This window comes from Antarctobacter heliothermus, from assembly GCF_900188425.1.
Classification (GTDB): domain Bacteria; phylum Pseudomonadota; class Alphaproteobacteria; order Rhodobacterales; family Rhodobacteraceae; genus Antarctobacter; species Antarctobacter heliothermus.
Genome location: NZ_FZON01000065.1, coordinates 1 through 23,570, shown reverse-complemented (window position 1 = coordinate 23,570; position 23,570 = coordinate 1). Strand labels below are relative to the sequence as shown.

The following is a 23,570-nucleotide window of genomic DNA, read 5'->3' as shown; positions in this document are numbered from 1 at the left end:
CGGCCGCATGCCCAAGGCGCGTCCATACCTCGATAACGGGCTTCTGGAACTGGACAACAACATCTGCGAGCGGTCAATCAGGCCCCTGACTCTCGGCAGGAAAAACTACCTGTTCATGGGTTCGGAAGGTGGCGGCAAGGCCGCGGCTGTCGCCTACACACTCATCGAAACCGCCCGCATGAACAGCGTTAATCCCGAAGCCTGGCTCACCTGGGTTCTCGAACGGATCGCCGATCACAAGATCAACCGCATCGGCGAACTCGCGCCATGGAACTGGACGCCGAAATAGGCGTCAAGCGCTGCGTGGCCGGACGCATACGATTTCCAGGAACCGCGCAAAGATCCAGCGAACATGCTCGGCACGCTCGTCGTGCGGGATCAGCTTCCAGTTCTCGGCGAAGTAGCCGTAGGGCTGCACGCCGCCCATCCACACGCCCGTCTTCCGACTGGCTCTGATCTTGTCGCGGATGCGCCCGGCGATGACCTCGCGTCCGAACTGGGCAAAGAAGTGCAGGATGTTCAACGTCAGGCGTCTCATAGACGTAGTCGTGTTGACGCTCTGCATCAACGAAACGACGGTCACACCGTTGCGGTCGAACACCTCGACCAGTTTGGCGAAGTCGGCCAGCGAGCGCGACAGGCGGTCGATCTTGTAGACCATGTCCACATCGACCTAGCCATGTTCGACATCGGCCAGCAAGCGTTTCAGGTCGGTGCGTTCCAGCGTGCCACCGGAGATGCCACCGATTCATGTTGGTCGCGGACCCGAGTCCGACCTTGGGAGAGCCGACTCGATCTTCTGGCCTCATGGGTCGCGCGCTGGGTAAGTAGCGATTCGAGCTATAGTTTGGCTCCGCTTCAGACGTTTCCGTTCCGTAAATTGCTTCAGATACCGGACATTCTGTCCGCTCTACCCAGAACCTCAAAACCGTTGACGCGCCTCGCTACGACGTGAAAGTCATATGAAAGGCAAATTAGATTTCCGGATGCGCTCGGACCACTAAGTCATGGATTTAATGGTGCCCCCACACGGACTCGAACCGCGGACCTACTGATTACAAATCAGTTGCTCTACCAGCTGAGCTATAGGGGCGCCGGGCCATGCCGCGTGTATCGCGGTGCGGCGGCGTGCGGGGTGTTTAGCCTGTCTTTTGAGCCAAAGGAAGCCTCGAAATCGCGTTTTTTTGCCTCTGAATACACTGGTCCGCCACCCCGTCCGGTTCCCTTGGCCGATCACCCGGGTATACTGCGCCCAGAGCAATCAAAGATACCGACAAACATGCAGGTCATTTTACACACAGGCGTCCACTGCACCGATGAGGACCGCCTTCTCAAGGGGTTGCTGCGCAATGCCGAGGCGTGGCGGCACGAGGGGGTCGCCATTCCCGGGCCGTCCAACTATCGGACGCTGCTTACCGAAGCACTCAACAAGCTGCGTGGTGGCAAACCGGACCCCGAAACGCGCGATGTCCTTTTGGATGCAATCCTGCAGGAGGACGCGGGTCAACTTTCCCGACTTGTCCTGTCGAACGACAATTTCTTTTCGGTGCCGAAACTGATGTTCCAGAATGGCTACATCTATCATCGTGCGGAAGAGCGGCTGACAACCCTGACCCAAATATTCGAGGGGAGTGATCTGCAGCTTTTCATGGGATTGCGCGACCCTGCCAGCTTTTTGCCGGCCGCCTTTGCCGCCACCCCGCATGAGGAATTCTCGGGGTTCATGGACGGGCTGGACCCGATGCGGTTTCGCTGGTCGGACTTGATCCGGCGGATCAAGGGAACACTGCCGGACCTGCCCATCACCTTGTGGTGCAACGAGGACACCCCGTTCCTTTGGGGTCAGATCATCCGCGAATTGGCAGGCATCGCCCTGGGTCGCAAGATCACCGGGGCCTTCGACCTGTATTCCCAGATCATCTCCCGCGAAGGAATGCAGCGTTTCCGGGCCTTTCTCAAGGAGAACCCCACGATCACCGAAGGCCAGAAACGGCGCGTGATGATGGCGTTTCTGGACAAATACGCCCTGGACGACAAGATCGAAGAAGAACTGGACCTGCCGGGGTGGGACGCCGCCTACGTCGACATGCTGACCGAAATCTACGAAGATGATCTTGAGGTTATCGGGAACATGCCAGGCGTTCGGCTTTTGACTCCGGACGCATAGGCGGTCGCAACGACCCCGGGCCCGCTATCCCAGAAAGATCCCCAGAATCACCATCATCAAACCCAGAACCGACAGCATCAGTGCGCCCATGTTCAGGGGAACCACCTTGCGCACCACATCGCGCAATTCAACGTCCGGCAATCCCTTGCGACGTGCCGACCAAACCCGGACAATGCACCAGATCAAACCGCCAAGCCCGGCCGCCGACACTGCAGCGCCCCCCCAGATCAATCCCGCCATGTTCCGGATCCTTCCGTTTCCCATCGCCGACGCGCCTAGCGCACCCTTGCCTGTCAAGGCAACCCCATGGCCACATGCTCTTGATGCAGGACGCGGCCATGGGGTATCGAGAGGCCCAAACAAACGGTCACAAGGCTGAAGAGGCAGACATGCAGGATACCCCAACAGACAGCTACGGCGTCGCCGCCGGAGAGTTGAAACAGTTCATCGAGCGCGTTGAGCGGCTTGAGGAAGAAAAGAAAGAGATCGCCGAGCAGATCAAGGAAGTGATGGCAGAGGCCAAAGGCCGCGGCTACGATACAAAGGTCATGCGCAAGGTGATCTCGCTCCGCAAACGCGACGCGGACGACATCGCCGAAGAAGAGGCCGTGCTGGACATGTACAAGGCAGCGCTTGGCATGTCCTGAACGCATGGGCGGGCTGGAGCGGTGCCGCGGCACAACCCTGCCCGCTTATTCAGCAATTTGGCCCCGACAGACCGCGACTTGCCATTCACGACCGTTGCATGCCCTGCAACACCCGGCTAGCGTGGACGACACAAATCAGTGACGGGGTGGGCCACACAGGCATGAGTGATCAAGTCTATTTTGACGAAATGTGGGGCACAGGCGGGTCAGAAGGCACAGTCCGGTCTCCGTATGCGCCGTTCAACTCCTGGCTAAACGGCGAAGATCCCAAACATCTGCGCGCCAAACAGCGCGAGGCCGAGGATCTCTTTCGCCTGACCGGCATCACCTTCAACGTATACGGTCGCGCCGAGGCTGAGGAACGGCTGATCCCCTTCGACATCATTCCGCGGATCATCTCTGGTCGGGAATGGCAAAAATTGTCGCGCGGGATCGAACAGCGTGTCCGTGCCATCAATGCCTTTCTCTATGACATCTATCACGGCCAGGAGATCGTGAAGGCGGGGCGTCTGCCGCAAGAGATGATTGCCCGCAACGAGGCCTTCTTGCCGGAGATGATAGGCGTTCAGCCGCCGGGAAATGTCTATACCCATATCGTCGGGATCGACCTTGTCCGGACCGGCCCCGATCAGTTCTATGTGCTCGAAGACAATGCTAGGACACCCTCGGGCGTCAGCTATATGCTGGAAAACCGCGAGACCATGCTACAAATGTTCCCCGAGTTGTTTTCGGAGAACCGGGTACAGCCCGTCTCGACCTACCCGACCGATCTGTTCAATTCGCTTGCCGCCTGCGCGCCTGAGGGCCTGGACCGCAAGCCGACCGTGGGTGTTCTGACACCCGGTATCTTCAATTCCGCCTACTATGAGCACAGTTTCCTTGCCGATCAGATGGGCGTCGAACTTGTCGAAGGCCATGACCTACGCGTGCAGGACGGCCAGCTAAACATGCGCACCACGCGCGGCTACAAACCGATCGACGTGCTGTACCGCCGGGTCGACGACGATTTTCTGGATCCGCTGACCTTCAATCCCGAAAGCGCGCTGGGCGTACCGGGCATCATGGATGTCTACCGCGCGGGTCGCCTGACCATCGCCAATGCCCCCGGAACGGGCATCGCCGACGACAAGGCGATCTACAGCTACATGCCCGAGATTGTCGAATTCTACACCGGGGAACGGCCGCTGCTGGAAAACGTGCCGACATGGCGCTGTTCCGAAAAAGACGCGCTGGCCTATGTGCTCGACAATCTTGCCGATCTTGTGGTCAAGGAAGTTCACGGGTCCGGGGGTTACGGCATGCTGATCGGGCCGACCGCAACCAAAAAGGACATCGCGGAGTTTCGCAAGAAACTGGAGGCGCGGCCATCCAACTACATTGCCCAGCCGACGTTGAGCCTGTCGACAGTGCCGATCTTTACCCGCGCAGGTCTGGCGCCACGCCACGTTGACCTGCGCCCCTATGTTCTGGTCAGCCCCAATGGGATCAACATCACACCGGGCGGTCTAACGCGTGTTGCGCTGAAGAAAGGCTCGCTTGTCGTGAATTCGAGCCAAGGCGGGGGCACCAAGGACACTTGGGTGCTGGAGGACTGACGCGCTATGCTTGGGAAAACTGCAAACGGCCTGTTCTGGATGTACCGCGGGCTTGAACGGGCTGAAAACACCGCCCGTCTGATCGAAACCGGGCAACGGATCGCGCTGACCCGACTGGGCAGCACCGATGACGAGTGGCGGTCCGTCCTGCAAACCGCCGGATCTCTGAATGGTTTCATTCAACGTCATGAGCATGTGACAAAGGACGCCGCCATCGATTGGCTGTTGCGCGACAAGGACAACCCGTCCTCGGTCTTGTCCAGCGTGGAACATGCCCGGCAAAATGCTCGGATGGTGCGGACCGCGCTGACCGGCGAAGTCTGGGAGGCCATGAACGGCACCTACATGCGCGTCAAAGAGGTGCTCGCCCGCAAGATCAGCGAGCGCGATCTATCTGGTGTGCTGGGGATGATCCGGCAGCGTACCGGTTTGGTACGCGGGGCAACGCATGGCACGATGCTGCGCAATGACATCTACGATTTTGCCCGCATCGGCACTTTTCTTGAACGCGCGGACAACACCGCGCGCATCATCGACGTGAAATACTATGTGCTCTTGCCCTCGGTGACATCTGTCGGGACGTCTCTGGACAACGTGCAGTGGGAAACCATCCTGCGCTCTGTCTCGGCCCGTGGCGGTTTTCGGATGGAATACGGTGCATCCAACGAACCGCGCGATATTGCCCAGTTCCTGATCCTGAACCGCCGCATGCCGCGTTCGCTTGCCTTTTGCGCGCACAAACTGCGCGACAACCTTGGGTATCTGGCTTCGGAATATGGGCACAACGCGCCGTCCCTGGCCAAGATTGACCACATCGAACGGTCTTACCTGAGCTTCGACATCGACGCCGTGTTCGACTATGGTCTGCATGAGTTCATCCAGAAGATGCTGACCTCGCTCAGCGAACTGGGACAACAGATCGAAGTCGATTACCGGTTCTACGAATGAACTCTGTCCCCCTGCTCCGAGCGTGAGGCTCCCGAGGATCACATGAACCTGACCATCAGCCACACCACCCGCTACAGCTTTGAAGAGCCCGTGAGTTTTGGGCTTCAACAGCTGCGCAAGACCCCAAAGTCCCGCCACAACCAAACCGTTGTGAATTGGCAGACCAAGGTCACCGGCGGACAAAAAGGTTTGACCTATGTTGATCACCACCTGAATACAGTCGATCTGATCGAGATCGACAGGGGTGCGGAGGAACTGACCATCACCTGCGAGGGCGAGGTCACGATTGGTGAAACGAACGGCATCGTCGGACGCCACCAAGGCCCTGCGCCGCTCTGGCTGTATGAACGGGTCACGCCGCAGACCCGCCCGGGGGCCGGGGTGCGGGCGCTGATCCGCGCGGTGTCCGGTGAAACGGAACTGGACAAGGCCCATGGTTTGATGGCTGCGGTCGCCGAGGCTGTGTCCTACGAGGTGGGAACGTCTGACTCAAACTCGACCGCAGAAACCGCCCTGACCGAAGGGCGTGGCGTCTGCCAGGACCACGCTCATGTCTTTATCGCCTGCATGCGGGAAATGGGGCTGCCTGCGCGCTATGTCTCTGGCTACCTTTTGCTGGATGACAAGGTCGAACAGGATGCGATGCACGCATGGGCAGAGGCGCATATTCCGGGGCTGGGTTGGGTCGGATTTGATTGCGCCAACTGTATTTCCCCGGACAACCGCTATGTCCGGGTCGCCACCGGAATGGACTATCATGATGCCGCGCCGGTGCGTGGCACGCGTCAGGGCGGGGCTGCGGAATCTCTGGATGTGGCAATAGAGGTGGCGCAGCAGTAATGTCCCGACGAATCGGGCGTGACCCGTAGAAAACTCGGGGACGGTCGATGACATATTGCGTGGGAATGATGATGGATCGGGGGTTGGTCTTTATGTCCGACACCCGCACCAATGCCGGGATGGACAACATCTCGACCTTCAGAAAAACCAAGATCTGGGAGACAGAGGGAAATCGCGTCATCACCCTGCTAAGCGCCGGGAATCTGGCGACCACACAGGCGGTCGTCAGCGAGCTTGATGAACGCGAAAAGGCCCGCGAAGACCGCCACCCCTCGATCCTGGACGTTCCGTCGATGTATCAGGCGGCGCGGATGATCGCGGACACGCTGCGTGACGTGATCGCGCGCCATTCCGACACCGGGCAGCGCGCCTCCTCTGTGTTCAACGCCACGCTGATCCTGGGTGGCCAGATCGCCGGTGGTCCGCCGCGGCTGTTCCTGATCTACCCCGAAGGCAACTTTATCGAGGCCGGTCCTGACACGCCCTTCTTTCAGATCGGCGAGATCAAGTATGGGCGTCCAATTCTCGTGCGCGCCTACGATCCGGCGTCCAGCTTTGCCGACGCCGTGAAACTCTTGCTTGTCAGCTTTGACAGTACGGTAAAGGCGAACCTGACCGTAGGCGCCCCGTTCGACTATCATCTCTATGAGGCCGACAGCCTTGTGCAGGGCGAAACCGGACGGATCGAACTCGATGATGCCTACTACCGGACAATCAGCGAAGGTTGGAGCGAGGCATTGAAACAGGCGCTCGACAGCCTGCCTGCATTCGACGCGCCTGCACAACCCTGAACACGCGCCGGGCCGGACACCAGTCTATGACCCGGCGAGACTGTTCGGAGCGCGCGCCATCCCTTCCGGGCACTATTGCGCGCTCCCCCTGCTCCGCCCATCAGGCCGGGGCAAGACGCGCTTAGAGCGGCATGTTGTCAAAGCCGTCTTCAGCCTCATCCTCGTGCATGGCTTGCAGCACTTCTCGTGCCCAAGCAGGGGCCGTCCCGCCAACGCTCTCCAGGCCCAGTACTGCCTGGTCGAGATGCTCCATCAGGTCCTCCCGTGCCTTGCCGTTCGACGCGGAAATTTCCTTGCGCAATGAGTCGATTCGCGCTTCGAGGTGTTCATATCCAGACATGATCGTTCTCTCCTGACTTGATGTTCTGCGGGCTCAGACGACAGCGGCACAGCCTTTGCACAGGGGCGCCTCGGGCACCACGGCCAACCGCTCCGCCGAGATCTCACCGCCGCAACGCGTACAGAATCCGTATTCTCCCTGCGCCATGCGCCCCAGCGCCGCTGTGATCCGCGCGATTTCGGCCTTTCCGCTTTCTCCCAGCCGCTCCAGCACCTCTTCACCCTCGCGCTCCACCGCCATTTCGTCCCAGTCCTTCGAATGCGGCGCCTCAAGCGCCTCTTCGATTCCGTCCAATCGCACACCCAATGCGCGCAATCTTTCAAGCAGGACCAGTTTCTGAGCGTGGTGGGACATGATGCAGGCCTCCTTAACCTTGGGCGGACATTGTCAAAAGGATGTGACAACGACCTTGATACACATCAATCATGCCTTCTTCTCTTGAAACATATTCATCTTTGTGTATATGATTGGCAGAACCGATTGGAGGGAACCGCCATGAAACCTGAAGTCTCCGCCTTCTTCGACGACGCAACCAACACCATCTCCTATGTGGTGCGCGATCCCAATGGCATGTCCTGTGCCATCATCGACAGCGTGCTGGACTTTGACTACTCATCCGGCCGGACCGACACGAAATCGGCCGACGCGATCATCGCCTTCGTCAAGGACAAAGGCTACACGGTCGAGTGGTTGCTGGAAACCCACGTCCACGCCGACCACCTGTCCGCCGCGCCCTATATCCAGGACCAGTTGGGCGGCAAAATCGGCATCGGCGATCGTATCAAGATCGTGCAGGATACCTTTGGCAAGGTCTTCAACGAAGGCACCGATTTCCAACGCGACGGGTCGCAGTTCGACCAGTTGTTCCAGGAAGGCGACAGCTTTCACATTGGCCAGATGCGCGGCGACGTGCTGCACACGCCCGGTCACACCCCGGCCTGCCTGACCTATACCATCGGCGACGCGGCCTTTGTCGGCGACACGCTGTTCATGCCGGATTTCGGCACCGCGCGCTGCGATTTCCCGGGTGGATCGTCCGAGACACTGTTCGACTCTGTTCAGAAGATCCTCGCCCTGCCCAATGAGACCCGCATCTTTGTCGGTCACGACTACAAGGCACCAGGGCGCGAAGAATACGCCTGGGAAACCACCGTGGGTGAACAAAAGGCCCGGAACGTGCACGTCGGCGAAGGCAAATCCAAAGAGCAGTTTGTCGAGATGCGCGACCAGCGCGATGCGTCGCTGGCCATGCCCAAGCTGATCATCCCGTCGTTGCAGGTGAACATGCGCGCCGGCCAGATGCCGCCTGCGGATGAAAAGGGCGACGTGTTCCTCAAGGTGCCCGTCAACAAGCTTTGACATACTTGACCGGCTCCTGCGGCTCATGCCGCAGAGCCGAATTTTCGGCCAATGTGCGCCCCGTAGAGAATCAGGTGCTTTCGGCCAACCGAGCAAAGGAAATACACATATGCCTATCGACTGGATCTGGGGGCTGATCGGCGGCTTGCTGATCGGCACTGGTGGGGCCATCTACCTTCTTGGCAATGGTCGCATCATGGGCGCAAGCGGCATCATTGGCGGTCTTGTCGATGGCTCTGGCAGGTCAACTGCTGCTGAACGCGCCATCTTTTTGATCGGTGTCGCGCTGCTGCCGGTCTTACTTGCACCCTTCTACCGCGAAGTAGACCCGCACATCACCGACAACTACACCGTGCTGATCGCCGCCGGTCTCCTGGTCGGGATCGGTACGCGCATCGCAAACGGATGTACCTCCGGTCACGGGGTTTGCGGTATGTCGCGGCTCTCGATCCGGGGGATTGTCGCCACCTTCATCTACATTTTTGCCGGTGGCGTCGGCGTCGTCATCTTCCGTCACATCCTGGGGGTCATCTGACATGTCCAAACTGATCATAGCCTTCATCGCCGGCGGATTTTTCGGGTCCGGGCTCTTTGTGTCGGGCATGACAGACACAACCAAGGTCCAGGGCTGGCTGGATGTTTTCGGGGCCTGGGATCCAACCCTGGCGTTTGTCATGGGGGGGGCCATGATCCCCATGGCCATCGCCTGGCTGATCCGCAATCGGCGCACCACGTCGCTGACGGGCGAGGCTCTGCCCCCGCCTCCGTCGACGGAGATTGACGGCAAACTCATTCTGGGGTCCGTGATGTTCGGCATGGGCTGGGGTCTTGTCGGCTTGTGCCCGGGACCGTCCATCGCGTCGCTCAGCTATGGGGGGCCGTCTCTGTATGTCTTCCTTGCTGCCATGTTGGGCGGGATGCTGATTGCGCCATTCGCGCGGGCGCGTCTGGACAGAGCGGTTCCAGCAGAATAAACGATGAGCATGACACCAAGTGCACTGACAGACCGTTACCATGTGTCCCCTCAGATTGACCCGCAGGATGCTGCGGCGATCAAGGAGGCGGGGTATGTGCTGGTCATCGACAACCGCCCTGATGCAGAGGTTCCGCCATCGCATCAGACAAAGGCGATGCAACAGGCGATAGAGGCGGTTGGGTTGCGTTTTTCCGCGCTGCCCATCACGCACCAGACCATGACGGCGGAAAACATACTTGCGCAGTCAGAACTTGTGGCCACTGCCGATGGTCCGGTGTTGGCTTATTGTGCATCGGGCACCCGCTGTTCGGTCATCTGGGCGCTGGGAAATGCCGAAACACTTGGCGCGGACGCGGTGATCGAGGCCGCCGCCAAGGCAGGCTACAATCTGGCCGGACTTCGCCCGACGCTGGAAACGCTCGCCCGCCCCTGAGCACTGCATCTGCGGATGCTCGGGGCGCTATTTCTCCTCGAAATCGAAATCCATTGACGCTGAGGCGAAGCCATCGCTGATGTCGAGTTCGGGCAACGCCTCCATAGGCTGGGCGTTGTCGATGTCGCCAAGATCCTCCCCCAGGTCGCTGAAATCGAACCCCCCCGAGTTGGACTCGAAATCCATGGGCGGCAGGTCAGGCAAATCTTCTGCCAAATCGGCATCCGCCACAGGATCACCCACTGGCACGTCGGAAAGCACAGGCAAACCCGCTTTTGAAACAGGCTGCGGACCATCGAATGACGCCCCCTTGTCTGCTTGTGCCGTGGCCGCACTTGCCGCCCCGGCCGGGTTCGCCGCAGCAACGGGGGCGGCTCCGCCACCGGGCCAGGTCAGGCGAACCGCACGCAGCCCATTCAATTGACCAAGGCGACCACGGGCGACCAAGTGGCCGTGCCCAGCCATCACTTCGACCTTGGACAAGGCATCCAGCGGCAGGTTCAGCACGTCGCCGGGTTTCAGTGCCTCTGCCTTGCTGAGGGGCAAAGTGATCCGTGCCAAGGCCGCGTCAAGTCGCGCAGGCACGCGGCTCAACCGTTCCTCGTGCGGGCCGACCCCTTGCACTGCCCCTGGTGCGCCGCGCTTGGGTTTGCATTCAGGTAGAAAAAAGGTCAGCACGCCGCGCCGCCGACCCAGCGCGAGATCGATGTCGGCCCGGAAAGAGCGATAGCCGGCTGCTTCCAACAGCAGGCCGGCGGCGCGCGAATCCTCTATCATCGCGCCAAAGCGATAGCCGACCAGTTGGCTATGCAAAGGGTGCTCCGTCAGGGTATCAGCAAGACGCCCCAAAGCCCCATCCAGAAGCGGCGCCAGCATCGCCGCGTCGGTCTGCGTCAGAACGCGATCATCCTCGACCGGCATCTGGGTGACTTGCTGGATGGTCTGCACCTCGATCACGCCGGTCATGACCTGACAATCCACAGAGGCGATTCCGATGGCGCCATCCGGACCATCCAGCAAGACCAGCAGATCCGTCTTGCCAAGCGCCTCGACCACGTCGTCCTGGTCCATTGTCTCAACCGTGACCGATTGGGTGACAAGGGCAAGATCCCACAGCACGTCAGCCGTGCGCGACAAGGCCCGGCGCAACGCCTTGGCCAGCGACATGCCCCGCGCCTCAAAGGCGCGTTGTGCCGCTTGGGCCTTTTGGCCCATGATGTCATTGCGCGCGCCGTCAGCCATGCAAATGAATGCCCATCAAAAACTGCCTCCGACCCCCGTTATCGGCCGATTTGGTTACCAAGGGCTTTAACACTCTGTGTTTTGTTTGAGTTATTGTACGCCTGATTGCCTTACTGCGCGGCCAGCACCTGCCGCAGGGGCAATGACACCCGAAAGGCTGCTCCATCACAATCGGGCAGATAGCTGATCTCACCGCCCAGTCGCGCCACGATCTGGCGCGAGATCGCCAATCCCAGCCCGGCACCGCCTGCTTTCTGATCGCTCACACGGGCGAACTTTTCGAATATCACGTCCTGCGCTTCGGGCGCGACGCCGGAGCCGTTGTCGATGAAATCAACCAATAAATCGCTGCGCGCCTCGGTCACGACAATGCGCAAGACAGGGTCGTCGGCGTCGCAGTATTTTCGAGCATTGGCGATCAGGTTGATAAAGACCTGTGCCAGCCGCTCGACATCCGTCAACAGCGCGACCTGTTCGTTGACTCGTCGTCGCAGCACCCGGATTCCCGACCCCGCCTCATCCGCCAGCGCCGCCGAAACCGCCCTGTCCAGCACATCTTCCAGCCTGCCCTCTGTCACGTTCAGACTGACCTGCCCGTTTTCCAGCACCGAAAGGTCAAGCAGATCGTCCAGCAGACGGGTTAACCGCAGTGCCTCATCGTGAATGATCGAGGCATAGCGGTTCTGTTCGGACCGTGTCAGGCCCTGCGCGTCCCGCAGGATCTCAGAAAACGCGCGGATCGAACTCATCGGCGTGCGCAGCTCATGGCTGATCTGGCTCAGGAATGCGTCTTTTTGCACGGACAGACGGGTCAGCTTTTCGTTGGCGCGGCGCAGTTCTCCGGCTGTGCGCGTCAACTCCTGTGATTGCGCCTCCAGCCGTGCGGAGTATTCCATCATCTGCGCGGTCTCGTCGGCCACCGCCATGAGATCCTCGACAGAGACCATCGCCCCGCCGACAATCTGACTCACCATGGCATGTGCCGTTGCCGCGCCCACAGAACCGCCCAGTTCTCGCTCCAGCCGTTGCAGAAACTCTGGCGTCGAGGCGGGCAGATCGCCCTCCACCCCTTGCGCCCGTGCCTCACGCAGAAACAGCGCCTGCGCCTCTTGCGCGCCCAGTATGCGCTGCGTCATGACCATCAGGTCTTCGCTTTCCGCCGTGCTTTGCAGCCAGCTACGAGGGCCTGATCCCGCCTGCTGGGCAGAGACGAAATGTGCCCCTTGCAGACGCTCCAATGGCGACGCTTCGCTCATCAATGACCCGGCAACAAAGATGAGAGTGTTGAGCAGCAGGCTCCAGAACACGGCGTGGAGCAGCTTGTCGCCAAAGCCGACCCCGAACAACGCCTCGGGCCGCAGCGCGGCGATGTTCAGTGGGCCGGTTATGAACCATGCATCCGGCAGCACCGTACCCGGTCCGAAACTGGGCAAATACAAGGTGTAGAGCCAGATCACAAACCCTGCGGTCAATCCCGCCAAGGCCCCAACTCGCGTGGCCCCGCGCCAGAATATCCCGCCAAGAAGCGCGGGCAAGACCTGGGCCACCCCGGTAAAGGACACCAGTCCAATCGCAGCCAGCTCTGTCCGACCACCGGACAGAGAGTAATAGAGGTAGCCCAGCAACAGCACCCCTGCGATCGAGATTCGCCGGGACAACAGCACCACATGCCTCACGTCGCCTGAAACGCTGGCCGAACCAACACGCAAGCGCAGCCAAACCGGCATGACGATGTGGTTCGACACCATCGTCGACAAGGCAATGGCCGCTACGATCACCATGGACGTGGCCGAACTGAAGCCACCGAGGAAGGACAGCATGGCCAACCCTTCCTTGCCCTGGCTCAATGGCAGCGTCAGCACAAACAGATCGGGGTTGGACCCGGGTGGCAGCAGTTCAAGCCCGGTCACCGCGATCGGGACCACAAACAGGCTCATTCCCATGAGGTACAGCGGAAAGGCCCAGGCAGCCATGCGCAGCTGTGCGTCATTGTCGTTCTCGACAACCAGCACCTGAAACATCCTCGGAAGACACAAAAACGCCGCTGCCGACAGCAACATGACCCCGGCCCAGCGACCATTGTCGACCGACCATGTGCCCAACGGCGACGCATCGATACGGGCCAATGTGGCAGACACGCCGTCCGACAGACCCCAGACCACAAAAATGCCCAAGGCAATCAAGGCTGTCAGCTTGACCACTGCCTCGACGGCAATGGCCATCACGACCCCATGATGGCGTTCGTTGGCGTCCAGATTTCGAGTGCCGAAAATGACGGTAAAAACCGCAAGGCCTGCGGCAACCCAAAACGCCGTAAAGCGCGGCCCGCCTTCGTCTACAAATTGCGCGGGCGCAAAAACCTCGACCGATAGCGTCACGGATTGCAATTGCAGCGCGATATAAGGCGTTGACCCCACAACCGCCAGAATAGTGACGCCGATACCCAGCAAGTTGGATTTTCCATAGCGTGACGAGATCAGGTCAGCGATGGAGGTAATGCGTTGATTGCGCCCGATCCGCACCAGCTTGCGCAAAATCCACCACCATCCCAACATGACGAGGCTGGGACCAAGATAGATAGTGAGATATTCAAATCCGTTGCGCGCGGCACTGCCCACCGCGCCGTAAAAGGTCCAGGCGGTGCAGTAGATCGACAGCGACAGGGTGTAGACCAAGGGCGCACGAAACCACCTGGCGCGACCGCGCATCGCGGCGCGCTCGGCAAAAAAGGCAACCGAAAACAACAAGGCGACATAGGCGAGCGAAATGGCCGCCAGCAAGTTGAGGGTACTCACCGCCTGCCTCCTCAGGCCCCGGAGCCGACGGGTCGACTTCGGTTCAGCAGATGGACCAGTCTTCCCGCCCCGATGGCGAGCGCAATCCAGACTCCGAAAATATAGATCAGCGCCTGCGAAGAGGGCACAGGCTCGGCGATCCCGTTCCAGAGCAGCGGTAGCCACCAAAGGATCCAGCCCAGCAACGGCAGGGCGCAAGTGGCGTCGATCAGACGACGGCGGCGAACGGTCTGGCGTTCAACGTGGACCTGCGTCGCGCCAGCGGACGGCTTGCCTGCACGGCGTTTGGGTAAATCACCGCCAGCGCCGCTCATTGTGGGCACAACGACCGGACTGCGTCGAGCACTTCGGCATTGGAAAACGGTTTGGTCATGAACCGGCTGGCCCCCGCGCGTTCGGCCATTTCACGGTCCTTGCTCTGTCCGCGCGCGGTCAGCATCAGAACCGGCAGATCGACATGGTCCGGGTCATCGCGCAGCTCTCGCAGGATGTCATACCCCGACCGTCCCGGCAGCATGACGTCAAGGATAACCACATCTGGTGCCCGGTCTCGGACGATCTGGACCGCGTCTGTCCCGTTGGAATGGGTATGCACCTGCCAACCGTCCCGAGACAAAATGAACCGGATCGCCTCGATGATATTTGGCTCGTCCTCGATTAGCAGAACTTGTCCGCCCATTCTATCCCCCGCTCTCCGCCTCTCGGGTCTTTTGGCGCCCGTCCTCCAGCAGATGGGGGATTTTAGGCGGTATTTTCCACCCGTGTCAAAAAACTGTTGCCTCATGACACAGGTTTTCTTGAAACCTCGGTCGCCCGCCGGACCAAGGAGCATGGCCGGGTTGCTGTACCATGTGAATTCGCCTTGCGGACTTTGTGTCATCAAGGGCATGCAACACAGCATCAAGCGGGACTGATTGGCCTTCCACATGAGCGGATTTTGCTCAACGCCGACTGGAGGACGCAAGGATCGACGGTTCACGCCGACCATCGCAGGCCTCTCGCGGGCAAACCCGACACGCGACACCCAATTGTGGCAAAGAGGCCGGTGCCTCCGCCCCCGGCGGCAGCGGTCGAACCAACATTTGCGCCTGATAGAGCGGGTCGGCATTTACCGCGGGACCGCCAAGCGGCGTGGCCAGCGCCTCGGCCCAAAGGGCCCCACCGCCGCGCCCCGCCTGGCTGATCGGTCCCGAAAGGATGACGTGTGGACGACTCAGCGCTCGATAGAGTGGCCATAGTGGGCAGGCCGCCCCAAAACGCGGCATGGGAAATTCCGGCAGCGGCTTGCGATAGGTCAGCACCCCAGACGCATCGCAGATCGCCAGCCCGACGGGCGTGGGCAATACGTCAGGCGGCATGGCAGCCAAACGACGCATGATACGCGCGGGATCGGCCCCCAGTTCAGCCGCCAGAGCGGCCGGATTCGGCCCATGCACCTCGATCGCCGGGCGAAGCGTTGCCAGAGGCAGCGCCTGCGCGTCGGCAAAATAGCGATCCAGCCAGCGCCGGAACACGCCCCGCGCGGGGCCAGACATGCCGCTGCCCAGCCGGGACAGCGCTGTATCCACGGCTTTGCCCTCTTCGAGTTCCGGCACCGTATGCCCGACGCTCTCCAGCACGGCATCCACCTCTTCCTGAGGTGCGCCAGTCTCCAGTGGAGTTGTCTCGTCGGCCTCAAGATAACTCACCAGACCTCGGCTGGTCTCAGCCAGTCGGGCGCTGTCCTCATAAATGTTGCGGTGAAACCGCGCCTGCCACTCGGCGTCCACCTCCCCCGGTTCGGCCAGGATAGAGGCTGCGGACCGGATCGCCGTCACCGTCGACAGCATCTCATGCAAAGAGGCCGCCAGATGCGGATCGTGGGTCATACGGTCGTTCAGGGTTTCCAGGCTGCGCTCCAGTTGGGCGATGCGTGTGCGGCCATCCGCCAGCAGTTGCGCCCACCCCGGAAACCGCCCCGCAAATTCATCCACCCGGTCCAGTTCCGCGCCGACCTGCGGCTTGTCGGCAGCGGCCTCACGCAAGGACGCGATCAGCGCGGCCCCCGCGCCTTCGGTCAATGCGGCCGGTTCGACCCTGAGAATGTCGGCGATCACCAGCAACAGCTTGCCACCGATTCTGCGGCGGTTATGTTCGATCAAGTTGAGGTATGAGGCGGAAATACCCGCCCTCCGCGCCAGGTCGGCCTGTTTGAGCCCACGCAGCACCCGCCTTTCGCGGATGCGCGATCCGGTCAAGGTGTCGCGGGGCATGGTGCATTCCTCTGCGGTTTCAAGGGGTTTCTGCGGCGCAATATAAACACCTTTACAAAAATTCCCGCACTTCTTTTCAGACGTTGACAAAAAAACCCTTACACGTAAAGCGCTTGTTGCGTAATTTTCCATCTCACTGACATACTGATTTTGCACAAATGTGCGATCGCCCCGAGCGCTGAGGAGAACTCTGGGCGGATTTCTCGAAACGGGAGGATTTTTATGTCCATCAAGAATGTGACGCGCCGTGGCGTGATCAAGACGGGTGCAGCCGCCGGTGCCGGCCTTGCGCTGCCGACCTATCTGTCCGCTGCCAGCCACACAGGCTTTACCAATGCTCCGGGCAACGACAAAGTCACGTTGGGCTTCAACGTTCCGCAGACCGGCGCATATGCTGACGAAGGCGCTGACGAACTGCGCGCCTATGAGCTGGCAGTCGAGCACCTGAACGGTGGCGGCGACGGCGGCATGCTGTCGACGTTCTCATCCCAGGTGTTGGATGGCACCGGCATTCTGGGCCGCAAGGTCGAGTATGTAACCGGCGACACCCAGACCAAATCCGACGCCGCCCGCGCATCGGCCAAGTCGATGATCGAAAAAGACGGCGCAATCATGATCACCGGCGGCTCGTCCTCGGGCGTGGCTGTTGCTGTGCAGGGCCTGTGCCAAGAGGCCGGTGTCATCTTCATGGCCGGTCTGACACACTCGAACGACACTACCGGCAAAGACAAGAAGGCGAACGGTTTCCGTCACTTCTTCAACGGTTACATGTCGGCCGCAGCACTGGCGCCGGTGCTTGCCAAAAACTATGGCAACGACCGCAAGGCCTATCACCTGACCGCCGACTACACCTGGGGCTGGACCCAGCAGGAATCGATCGCGGCTGCAACCGAAGCACTGGGATGGCAGACCGTCAACAACGTGCTGACTCCGCTGGCGGCAACGGACTTCTCGTCCTATATCGCGCCGGTTCTGAACTCGGGCGCCGACGTTCTGGTCCTGAACCACTACGGCGGAAACATGGTCAACTCTCTGACCAACGCGGTTCAGTTCGGCCTGCGCGAAAAGATGGTCGACAACAAGCAGTTCGAGATCGTTGTGCCGCTCTACTCGCGCCTGATGGCGAAGGGTGCGGGCGCCAACGTCAAGGGCATCTTCGGGTCGACCAACTGGCACTGGTCGCTGCAGGATGAAGGCTCCAAGGCATTCGTCAAATCCTTTGGCACCAAGTACGGCTTCCCGCCGAGCCAGGCCGCGCACACCTGCTATGTGCAGACCCTGCTCTATGCGGATGCCGTTCAGCGAGGCGGTTCGTTCAACCCCTGCTCCGTCGGCGAAGCTCTCGAAGGCTTCGAATTCGACGGTCTGGGCAACGGTCCGACTCTGTACCGTGCGGAAGACCACCAGTGCTTCAAGGACGTGCTGGTCGTGAAGGGTAAAGAGAACCCGACCTCGGAATTCGACCTTCTCGAGATCGTGGAAATCACCCCGCGTGCGCAGGTTGAATATGCACCCGATCACCCGATGTTCGCGGGTGGTCAGCTGGGTTCCTGCAACCCGGGCGCCTGACGGATCGGTCCCGTCGGGACCGTCTGTAGGGGCAGGGCAACGCGCCCTGCCCCTCTCCCTTCATTCCCCTCGGCCCGTCTGACGGGTCCCGTTTTCTCCGCACTCCGACCGCAAAGGGTGGGACAATGGACTCTATTATCCTCCAAATTCTGAACGGGCTCGACAAGGGCTCTGCCTATGCGCTGATCGCGCTGGGTCTGACACTGATCTTCGGCACATTGGGCGTGGTCAACTTCGCGCACGGCGCTTTGTTCATGATTGGTGCCTTCTGCTCGGTGACGCTGCAACGTATCCTGAACCTGTCTTATGAAACGATAGATGCGACGCAAACCGACTTTCTCGGCAACCCGCTGAAGGTCAAGACTCCCTATCTCGAAAGCTGGTTCGGCCCGGAAATGGGCTCCAGTATCATCGAATGGTCCGTCCCGCTTGCGATCCTCTTTGCCATCCCGGTCATGATCGGCATCGGCTTCATCATGGAACGCGGACTGATCAAGCACTTCTACAAGCGCCCCCATGCCGACCAGATCCTTGTGACCTTTGGTCTGGCGATCGTTCTGCAGGAAATCGTCAAGTACTACTTCGGCGCCAACCCGATCCAGACCCCCGCCCCCGAGGCGCTGTCCGGTATCGCGCAGCTGACATCGACCATCGTCTACCCGGTCTGGCGGATCGTCTACTTCTGCTTCTCGCTGCTCATCATCGGCGCGGTCTTTGCCTTCCTGCAATTCACCACCTTTGGGATGGTGGTCCGCGCAGGCATGGCCGACCGGGAAACCGTGGGCCTTCTGGGCATCGACATCGATCGCAAGTTCACCATCATGTTTGGCATCGCCGCCGCCGTAGCCGGTCTGGCAGGTGTCATGTACGGACCGATCAACGCTCCAAACTATCACATGGGCATGGACTTTCTCGTGCTCAGCTTTGTGGTTGTCGTTGTCGGTGGCATGGGCTCGCTACCCGGTGCCGTGCTGGCCGGTTTCCTGCTTGGCATCCTTGAAAGCTTTGCCTCCATGGAACAGGTCATCACCCTGATCCCCGGCATCAACCAGATCATCATCTACCTTGTCGCCATTGTCATCCTTCTGACCCGTCCGCGCGGTCTGATGGGTCGCAAAGGCGTGATGGAGTAAACCGCCATGCTTGGACTCGACAAGAAAGACAGCACTCTGCTGCTCATCGTGGTGGCGCTGACAATGCTCGCCCCCTTCATCCTCAACCCCTTCCCGACAGAAAGCGGCCTGGCGCAATTCAACGCCGGTTACCCGGACCTGATGCAGCGTTTCGTGATCTTCGGGATCTTCGCCATCGGCTTTAACATCCTGTTCGGTCTGACCGGCTATCTCTCGTTCGGCCACGCGGCCTTTCTGGGGATCGGATCCTACTCGGCAGTCTGGATGTTCAAACTGCTGTCGATGAACATCATCCCGGCGATCCTGCTGTCGGTCGTCATCGCGGGGATCTTTGCGCTGGTCATCGGTTTTGTCAGCCTGCGACGCACCGGGATCTACTTTTCGATCCTGACACTGGCCTTTGCGCAAATGTCCTTTGCGCTGGCCTACTCGGTGCTGACACCGCTCACCAACGGCGAAACTGGCCTGCAACTGACGTTGAACGATCCGCGTATCCTGGGCATCTCCCAGACTGCGGACGGGTCGATCCCGGTCACCAATCTCTTTGGTCTGGAAATGCGCGGCGCGTTCGACCTGGTGGTCGGACCGTGGAGCTTTACCTTCTCGGCAGGCTACTATGTCTGTGCGGTGGTGATGCTGCTGGCCTTCTATATGTCCATCCGCATCTTCCGCTCGCCTTTCGGATTGATGCTGCGGGCGATCAAATCGAACCAGCAGCGCCTGAACTACACTGGCCTGAATCCCAAACCCTACACTCTGGCGGCCTTCGTCATTTCCGGCATGTATGCCGGTCTGGCTGGTGGCCTGATGGCGGCGATGGATCCCCTGGCCGGTGCCGAGCGGATGCAGTGGACTGCCTCGGGTGAGGTTGTCCTGATGACCATCCTTGGCGGTGCGGGCACACTGATCGGTCCGGTGCTGGGCGCGGGCATGATCAAGTACTTCGAAAACATCTTTTCGAAGATCAACGACAACGTGCTGCACAGCTGGTTCAGCTTCATGCCTGACGGGCTTGAGGACTCTGTGGTCTTCATAATCCACCCCTTCGTCGGCAAAGGCTGGCACCTCACCCTGGGCATCATCTTCATGCTGGTGGTGACCTTTCTACCTGGTGGCCTTGTCGAAGGTGGACAGCGCATCGCGCGCCTCTTCCGTCGCAAGAAGACAGTAGAGCCCAAGTCGGCCAAGACCGAACCCGCGGAATAAGGAGAAAAACCCATGGGTATCCTTGAAATCAAAGACGTGGGCAAACGGTTCGGCGGGCTGAAGGCGCTGTCCGATGTGAACCTCTCGGTGCAGGAAAACACCTGTCACGCGATCATCGGGCCGAATGGCGCGGGCAAATCCACGCTGCTGAACTGCCTGGTGGGCAAACTGATCCCCGACACCGGATCGGTCATGTTCCAGGGCCAGTCAGTACTGGGCCGCAGCCCGCATGAGATCAACCAGATGGGGATTTCCCGCGTCTTTCAGACGCCCGAAATCTTTGGCGATCTCACGGTGTTCGAGAACATGATGATCCCGCTCTTCGCCAAGCGGGACGGCGCCTATCGCCTGCATGCCATCGAATCGGTCTCAAATGAGCGCACTCTCATCGAAGAGGCCGAAAAAATGCTGGAAGAGGTCAACATGCTGGACAAGCGCCACATGCACTCGGCCTCGATGTCGCGCGGTGACAAGCGGCGGCTGGAAATGGCCATGTGCCTTGTGCAAGAGCCGAAACTCCTGCTGTTGGACGAACCCACCGCCGGCATGGCGCGCGCCGACACCAACAACACCATCGACTTGCTCAAGCAAATCAAGGATGAACGCGACATCACCATCGCGATCATCGAACACGACATGCATGTGGTGTTTTCCCTCGCCGACCGGATCACGGTTCTGGCGCAGGGCACACCGCTGGTCGAGGATGCGCCCGAGAACATCAAGGGCCATCCCAAGGTGCAAGAAGCCTATCTTGGCGAAGCGCATTGAGCCAATGACACGCGCCCCGGCCCAGTGCCGGGGCCTCCACCCTTGAGGTCCCGGGTCAAGCCCGGGACGGGAGACCAGAAATGAACGTCCGTCCCGATTTTTCCAAGAGCGCGAACATGGCCGAAACGGCCCCGGCGTTCCTGTCGGTTTACGACATGCATTCCTACTACGGCGAAAGCTACATCGTGCAAGGCGTCAGCTTTAACGTGCACGAAGGCGAAATCCTGGCCCTGCTGGGTCGCAACGGCGCCGGCAAGACGACCACGCTGCGGTCTATCGCGCGTCTGGACGACCCGCAGGTCAACCAGGGCGAGATCTGGCTGGATCACCAGCCGCTGCACTTGATGAAAGCGCATCAGGCGTCGATCGCTGGGCTGGGCCTTGTCCCCGAAGACCGCCGCATCATTCCCGGCCTGACGGTCGAGGAAAACCTGCAACTGGCACAGATCGCCCCGCCGATCGGTTGGTCGCTGGACCGCCTCTATGACCTGTTCCCGCGCCTTGGCGAGCGCCGCAAACAGGAAGGCATCACGCTTTCCGGCGGCGAACAGCAGATGCTGGCGATTGCACGGGCACTGGCGCGCGACATCAAGGTACTGTTGCTGGATGAACCTTACGAAGGGCTGGCCCCGGTCATCGTCGACGAGATCGAAAAGACCCTGCGCCACGTCAAGGAGCAGGGCATGACCACGGTCATCGTCGAGCAGAACGCCGTGCGCGCGCTGCAACTGGCAGACCGGGCGGTGATTCTGGACACAGGTTCCATCGTTTTTGACGGCACCGCCGCCGAAGTGCTGGAGAATGAGGCGCTGCGCTCGGAATATCTGGCGATCTGACGCGCCCTCGCGACTTAGGAACCACTTGATTTCGGGGGCGGGGAGGTTTCCCCTGCCCCCAATCACTTTCTGGAGGAGAGCCCGATGAGCAAGACCTACCCCCCATCCGACGAGCAAGTCAAAAACGCCCACATCGACGCGGCGCGTTATGATGCGATGTATGCGGCCTCGATCAGCGACCCCGAGGGGTTCTGGGCCGAGCAGGCGCAGCGGCTGGACTGGATGAAGGCCCCGACCGAGATCAAGAACGTCGACTTTACCCTCGGCCAGGTCGGCATCGAGTGGTTCCGCGATGGCACCCTGAACGTCGCCGCCAACTGCATCGACCGCCACCTGGAAAAGCGCGGCAACCAGACCGCCATCATCTTCGAGCCTGACGATCCCACCGAACAGGCCCAGTCGATCACCTACAACGACCTGCACCGCCGCGTCTGCCGCATGGCCAACGTGTTGGAAACGCTGGGGGTTCGCAAGGGCGACCGCGTCATTATCTATCTCCCGATGATCCCCGAGGCCGCCTATGCCATGCTGGCCTGCGCGCGCATCGGCGCGATCCACTCCATCGTCTTTGCCGGCTTCTCACCCGACGCGCTGTCCGCCCGCGTCAACGGCTGCGACGCCAAACTTGTGATCACAGCCGATGAGGCCCCGCGCGGCGGTCGCAAGACGCCGCTCAAGACCAATGCCGACAAGGCGCTGCTGCACTGCAAGGACGACGTCAAATGCCTTGTGGTCAAGCGCACCGGCGGCCAGACCACCTGGGTCGATGGCCGCGACTTTGACTATAACGAAATGGCGCTCGAGGCCTCTGACTACAGCCAACCCGCTGAAATCAGTGCCGAAGATCCGCTGTTCATCCTCTACACATCCGGCTCGACCGGCCAGCCAAAGGGCGTCGTGCACTCCTCGGGCGGCTATCTCCTGTACGCGGCGCTGACCCATGAGGTGGTATTCGACGTGCATGAGGGCGATGTCTACTGGTGCACCGCCGATGTCGGCTGGGTCACTGGGCACAGCTATATCGTCTACGGCCCGCTGGCCAATGGTGCCACCACCGTGATGTTCGAGGGCGTACCGACCTACCCCGACGCCAGCCGGTTCTGGCAGGTCTGCGAAAAACATAAAGTGACCCAGTTCTACACCGCGCCCACCGCGATCCGCGCGCTGATGGGGCAAGGCACCGAATTTGTTGAGAAATGTGACCTGTCGTCCTTGCGCATCCTGGGCACTGTCGGTGAGCCGATCAACCCAGAGGCGTGGAACTGGTACAACGACGTGGTCGGCGGCGGCCGCTGCCCGATCGTCGACACCTGGTGGCAGACCGAGACCGGCGGCCACCTGCTGACCCCGCTGCCCGGCGCGCATGCGACCAAACCGGGTGCCGCGATGAAGCCGTTCTTCGGCGTCGAGCCGGTGGTGCTGGACCCGCAATCGGGCGTTGAAATCGAGGCCTCCCCGACCGAGGGCGTGCTGGCGATCAAGGCCTCCTGGCCCGGCCAGATGCGCACTGTCTGGGGTGATCATGCGCGGTTCGAAAAGACCTACTTCTCTGATTACAAAGGCTATTACTTCTCCGGCGACGGCTGCCGCCGCGATGCGGACGGCGATTACTGGATCACCGGGCGGGTCGATGACGTGATCAACGTATCCGGTCACCGCATGGGCACGGCAGA

The 23,570-nt window shown here is 60.6% G+C and carries 25 protein-coding genes, 1 tRNA gene and 1 pseudogene; 17 read left to right on the top strand and 10 right to left on the bottom strand.

Translation table 11 applies throughout. The annotated features are described in order from the left end of the window. On the top strand, nt 1-289 hold a 289-nt coding region (locus CHB90_RS22195; RefSeq protein ID WP_141135950.1), incomplete at its 5' end, for a transposase domain-containing protein. Nucleotides 290-319: 30 nt separating this feature from the next. Here the strand turns inward: CHB90_RS22195 and CHB90_RS22190 are convergent. After that, a pseudogene (locus CHB90_RS22190) lies at nt 320-834 on the bottom strand (recombinase family protein); the annotation flags it as partial. 183 nt (nt 835-1,017) lie between these two features. Next, nucleotides 1,018-1,093, bottom strand: a tRNA-Thr gene (locus CHB90_RS22185). A 186-nt stretch (nt 1,094-1,279) separates the two neighbouring features. Between CHB90_RS22185 and CHB90_RS22180 the strand changes: the two genes are divergently transcribed. After that, nucleotides 1,280-2,167: a hypothetical protein gene (locus CHB90_RS22180; RefSeq protein WP_089279988.1), complete on the top strand. Its 888-nt coding sequence runs from the start codon at nt 1,280-1,282 to the stop codon at nt 2,165-2,167. A 24-nt stretch (nt 2,168-2,191) separates the two neighbouring features. On the opposite strand, the gene CHB90_RS22175 is transcribed toward CHB90_RS22180, so the two are convergent. Beyond that, entirely contained in the window at nt 2,192-2,407 is a 216-nt protein-coding gene (locus tag CHB90_RS22175; RefSeq protein ID WP_089279987.1) for a hypothetical protein, read from the bottom strand. Nucleotides 2,408-2,556: 149 nt separating this feature from the next. On the opposite strand from CHB90_RS22175, the gene CHB90_RS22170 reads away from it, so the two are divergent. From CHB90_RS22170 to CHB90_RS22150, 5 genes are all read left to right on the top strand, one after another. Further along, on the top strand, nt 2,557-2,814 hold the full coding sequence (locus CHB90_RS22170; protein ID WP_089279990.1) for a DUF2312 domain-containing protein: 258 nt from the start codon (nt 2,557-2,559) through the stop codon (nt 2,812-2,814). A gap of 161 nt (nt 2,815-2,975) precedes the next feature. Further along, nucleotides 2,976-4,409, top strand: a complete 1,434-nt coding sequence (locus CHB90_RS22165) for a circularly permuted type 2 ATP-grasp protein (protein ID WP_089279986.1) — start codon at nt 2,976-2,978, stop codon at nt 4,407-4,409. Between the two features lie 6 nt (nt 4,410-4,415). Further along, nucleotides 4,416-5,357, top strand: coding sequence for an alpha-E domain-containing protein (locus CHB90_RS22160; protein ID WP_089279985.1), 942 nt, complete (start codon nt 4,416-4,418; stop codon nt 5,355-5,357). 42 nt (nt 5,358-5,399) lie between these two features. Next, nucleotides 5,400-6,197, top strand: a complete 798-nt coding sequence (locus CHB90_RS22155; protein ID WP_089279984.1) for a transglutaminase family protein — start codon at nt 5,400-5,402, stop codon at nt 6,195-6,197. A 47-nt stretch (nt 6,198-6,244) separates the two neighbouring features. After that, on the top strand, nt 6,245-6,988 hold the full coding sequence (locus CHB90_RS22150; RefSeq protein ID WP_212591637.1) for a proteasome-type protease: 744 nt from the start codon (nt 6,245-6,247) through the stop codon (nt 6,986-6,988). Between the two features lie 121 nt (nt 6,989-7,109). On the opposite strand, the gene CHB90_RS22145 is transcribed toward CHB90_RS22150, so the two are convergent. Then, the gene (locus CHB90_RS22145) at nt 7,110-7,328 is read right to left on the bottom strand and encodes a hypothetical protein (RefSeq protein ID WP_089279982.1); all 219 of its coding nucleotides are present in this window, start codon (nt 7,326-7,328) and stop codon (nt 7,110-7,112) included. A 33-nt stretch (nt 7,329-7,361) separates the two neighbouring features. Beyond that, entirely contained in the window at nt 7,362-7,682 is a 321-nt protein-coding gene (locus CHB90_RS22140) for a TraR/DksA family transcriptional regulator (protein ID WP_089279981.1), read from the bottom strand. 141 nt (nt 7,683-7,823) lie between these two features. On the opposite strand from CHB90_RS22140, the gene CHB90_RS22135 reads away from it, so the two are divergent. From CHB90_RS22135 to CHB90_RS22120, 4 genes are all read left to right on the top strand, one after another. After that, nucleotides 7,824-8,687: an MBL fold metallo-hydrolase gene (locus CHB90_RS22135; RefSeq protein ID WP_089279980.1), complete on the top strand. Its 864-nt coding sequence runs from the start codon at nt 7,824-7,826 to the stop codon at nt 8,685-8,687. A gap of 109 nt (nt 8,688-8,796) precedes the next feature. Further along, entirely contained in the window at nt 8,797-9,222 is a 426-nt protein-coding gene (locus CHB90_RS22130) for a YeeE/YedE family protein (RefSeq protein ID WP_089279979.1), read from the top strand. 1 nt (nt 9,223) lies between these two features. Beyond that, complete coding sequence (locus CHB90_RS22125) at nt 9,224-9,661, top strand: DUF6691 family protein (protein ID WP_089279978.1); 438 nt, start codon at nt 9,224-9,226, stop codon at nt 9,659-9,661. 9 nt (nt 9,662-9,670) lie between these two features. Continuing rightward, complete coding sequence (locus tag CHB90_RS22120) at nt 9,671-10,096, top strand: protein tyrosine phosphatase family protein (RefSeq protein ID WP_089279989.1); 426 nt, start codon at nt 9,671-9,673, stop codon at nt 10,094-10,096. A 27-nt stretch (nt 10,097-10,123) separates the two neighbouring features. On the opposite strand, the gene CHB90_RS22115 is transcribed toward CHB90_RS22120, so the two are convergent. The 5 genes from CHB90_RS22115 to CHB90_RS22095 form a co-directional block, all read right to left on the bottom strand. Further along, complete coding sequence (locus CHB90_RS22115) at nt 10,124-11,338, bottom strand: FliM/FliN family flagellar motor switch protein (protein WP_089279977.1); 1,215 nt, start codon at nt 11,336-11,338, stop codon at nt 10,124-10,126. A gap of 110 nt (nt 11,339-11,448) precedes the next feature. Further along, nucleotides 11,449-14,133, bottom strand: coding sequence for an ATP-binding protein (locus CHB90_RS22110; RefSeq protein ID WP_089279976.1), 2,685 nt, complete (start codon nt 14,131-14,133; stop codon nt 11,449-11,451). Nucleotides 14,134-14,144: 11 nt separating this feature from the next. Further along, a complete protein-coding gene (locus CHB90_RS22105; protein ID WP_089279975.1) occupies nt 14,145-14,447 on the bottom strand; it encodes a hypothetical protein in 303 nt (100 codons plus the stop codon). After that, nucleotides 14,444-14,812, bottom strand: a complete 369-nt coding sequence (locus CHB90_RS22100) for a response regulator transcription factor (RefSeq protein ID WP_089279974.1) — start codon at nt 14,810-14,812, stop codon at nt 14,444-14,446. The genes CHB90_RS22105 and CHB90_RS22100 overlap by 4 nt, the downstream gene beginning before the upstream one ends. 262 nt (nt 14,813-15,074) lie before the next feature. Continuing rightward, nucleotides 15,075-16,385 (bottom strand): helix-turn-helix transcriptional regulator, encoded by a 1,311-nt coding sequence (locus CHB90_RS22095; protein ID WP_089279973.1) that lies wholly within the window; start codon nt 16,383-16,385, stop codon nt 15,075-15,077. Nucleotides 16,386-16,607: 222 nt separating this feature from the next. Here CHB90_RS22095 and CHB90_RS22090 point away from each other — a divergent pair, with 222 nt between their 5' ends. The 6 genes from CHB90_RS22090 to acs form a co-directional block, all read left to right on the top strand. Next, a complete protein-coding gene (locus CHB90_RS22090) occupies nt 16,608-17,954 on the top strand; it encodes a substrate-binding protein (RefSeq protein WP_089279972.1) in 1,347 nt (448 codons plus the stop codon). A 125-nt stretch (nt 17,955-18,079) separates the two neighbouring features. Continuing rightward, nucleotides 18,080-19,087, top strand: coding sequence for a branched-chain amino acid ABC transporter permease (locus CHB90_RS22085; RefSeq protein ID WP_089279971.1), 1,008 nt, complete (start codon nt 18,080-18,082; stop codon nt 19,085-19,087). Between the two features lie 6 nt (nt 19,088-19,093). Beyond that, nucleotides 19,094-20,293 carry a branched-chain amino acid ABC transporter permease gene (locus tag CHB90_RS22080; RefSeq protein ID WP_089279970.1) on the top strand — a complete coding sequence of 400 codons (1,200 nt, stop codon included), beginning with the start codon at nt 19,094-19,096 and terminating at the stop codon, nt 20,291-20,293. A gap of 12 nt (nt 20,294-20,305) precedes the next feature. Then, nucleotides 20,306-21,061: an ABC transporter ATP-binding protein gene (locus CHB90_RS22075; protein ID WP_089279969.1), complete on the top strand. Its 756-nt coding sequence runs from the start codon at nt 20,306-20,308 to the stop codon at nt 21,059-21,061. A gap of 80 nt (nt 21,062-21,141) precedes the next feature. After that, nucleotides 21,142-21,897 carry an ABC transporter ATP-binding protein gene (locus tag CHB90_RS22070; protein ID WP_089279968.1) on the top strand — a complete coding sequence of 252 codons (756 nt, stop codon included), beginning with the start codon at nt 21,142-21,144 and terminating at the stop codon, nt 21,895-21,897. Between the two features lie 84 nt (nt 21,898-21,981). Further along, on the top strand, nt 21,982-23,570 hold a 1,589-nt coding region (gene acs, locus CHB90_RS22065), incomplete at its 3' end, for an acetate--CoA ligase (protein WP_089279967.1).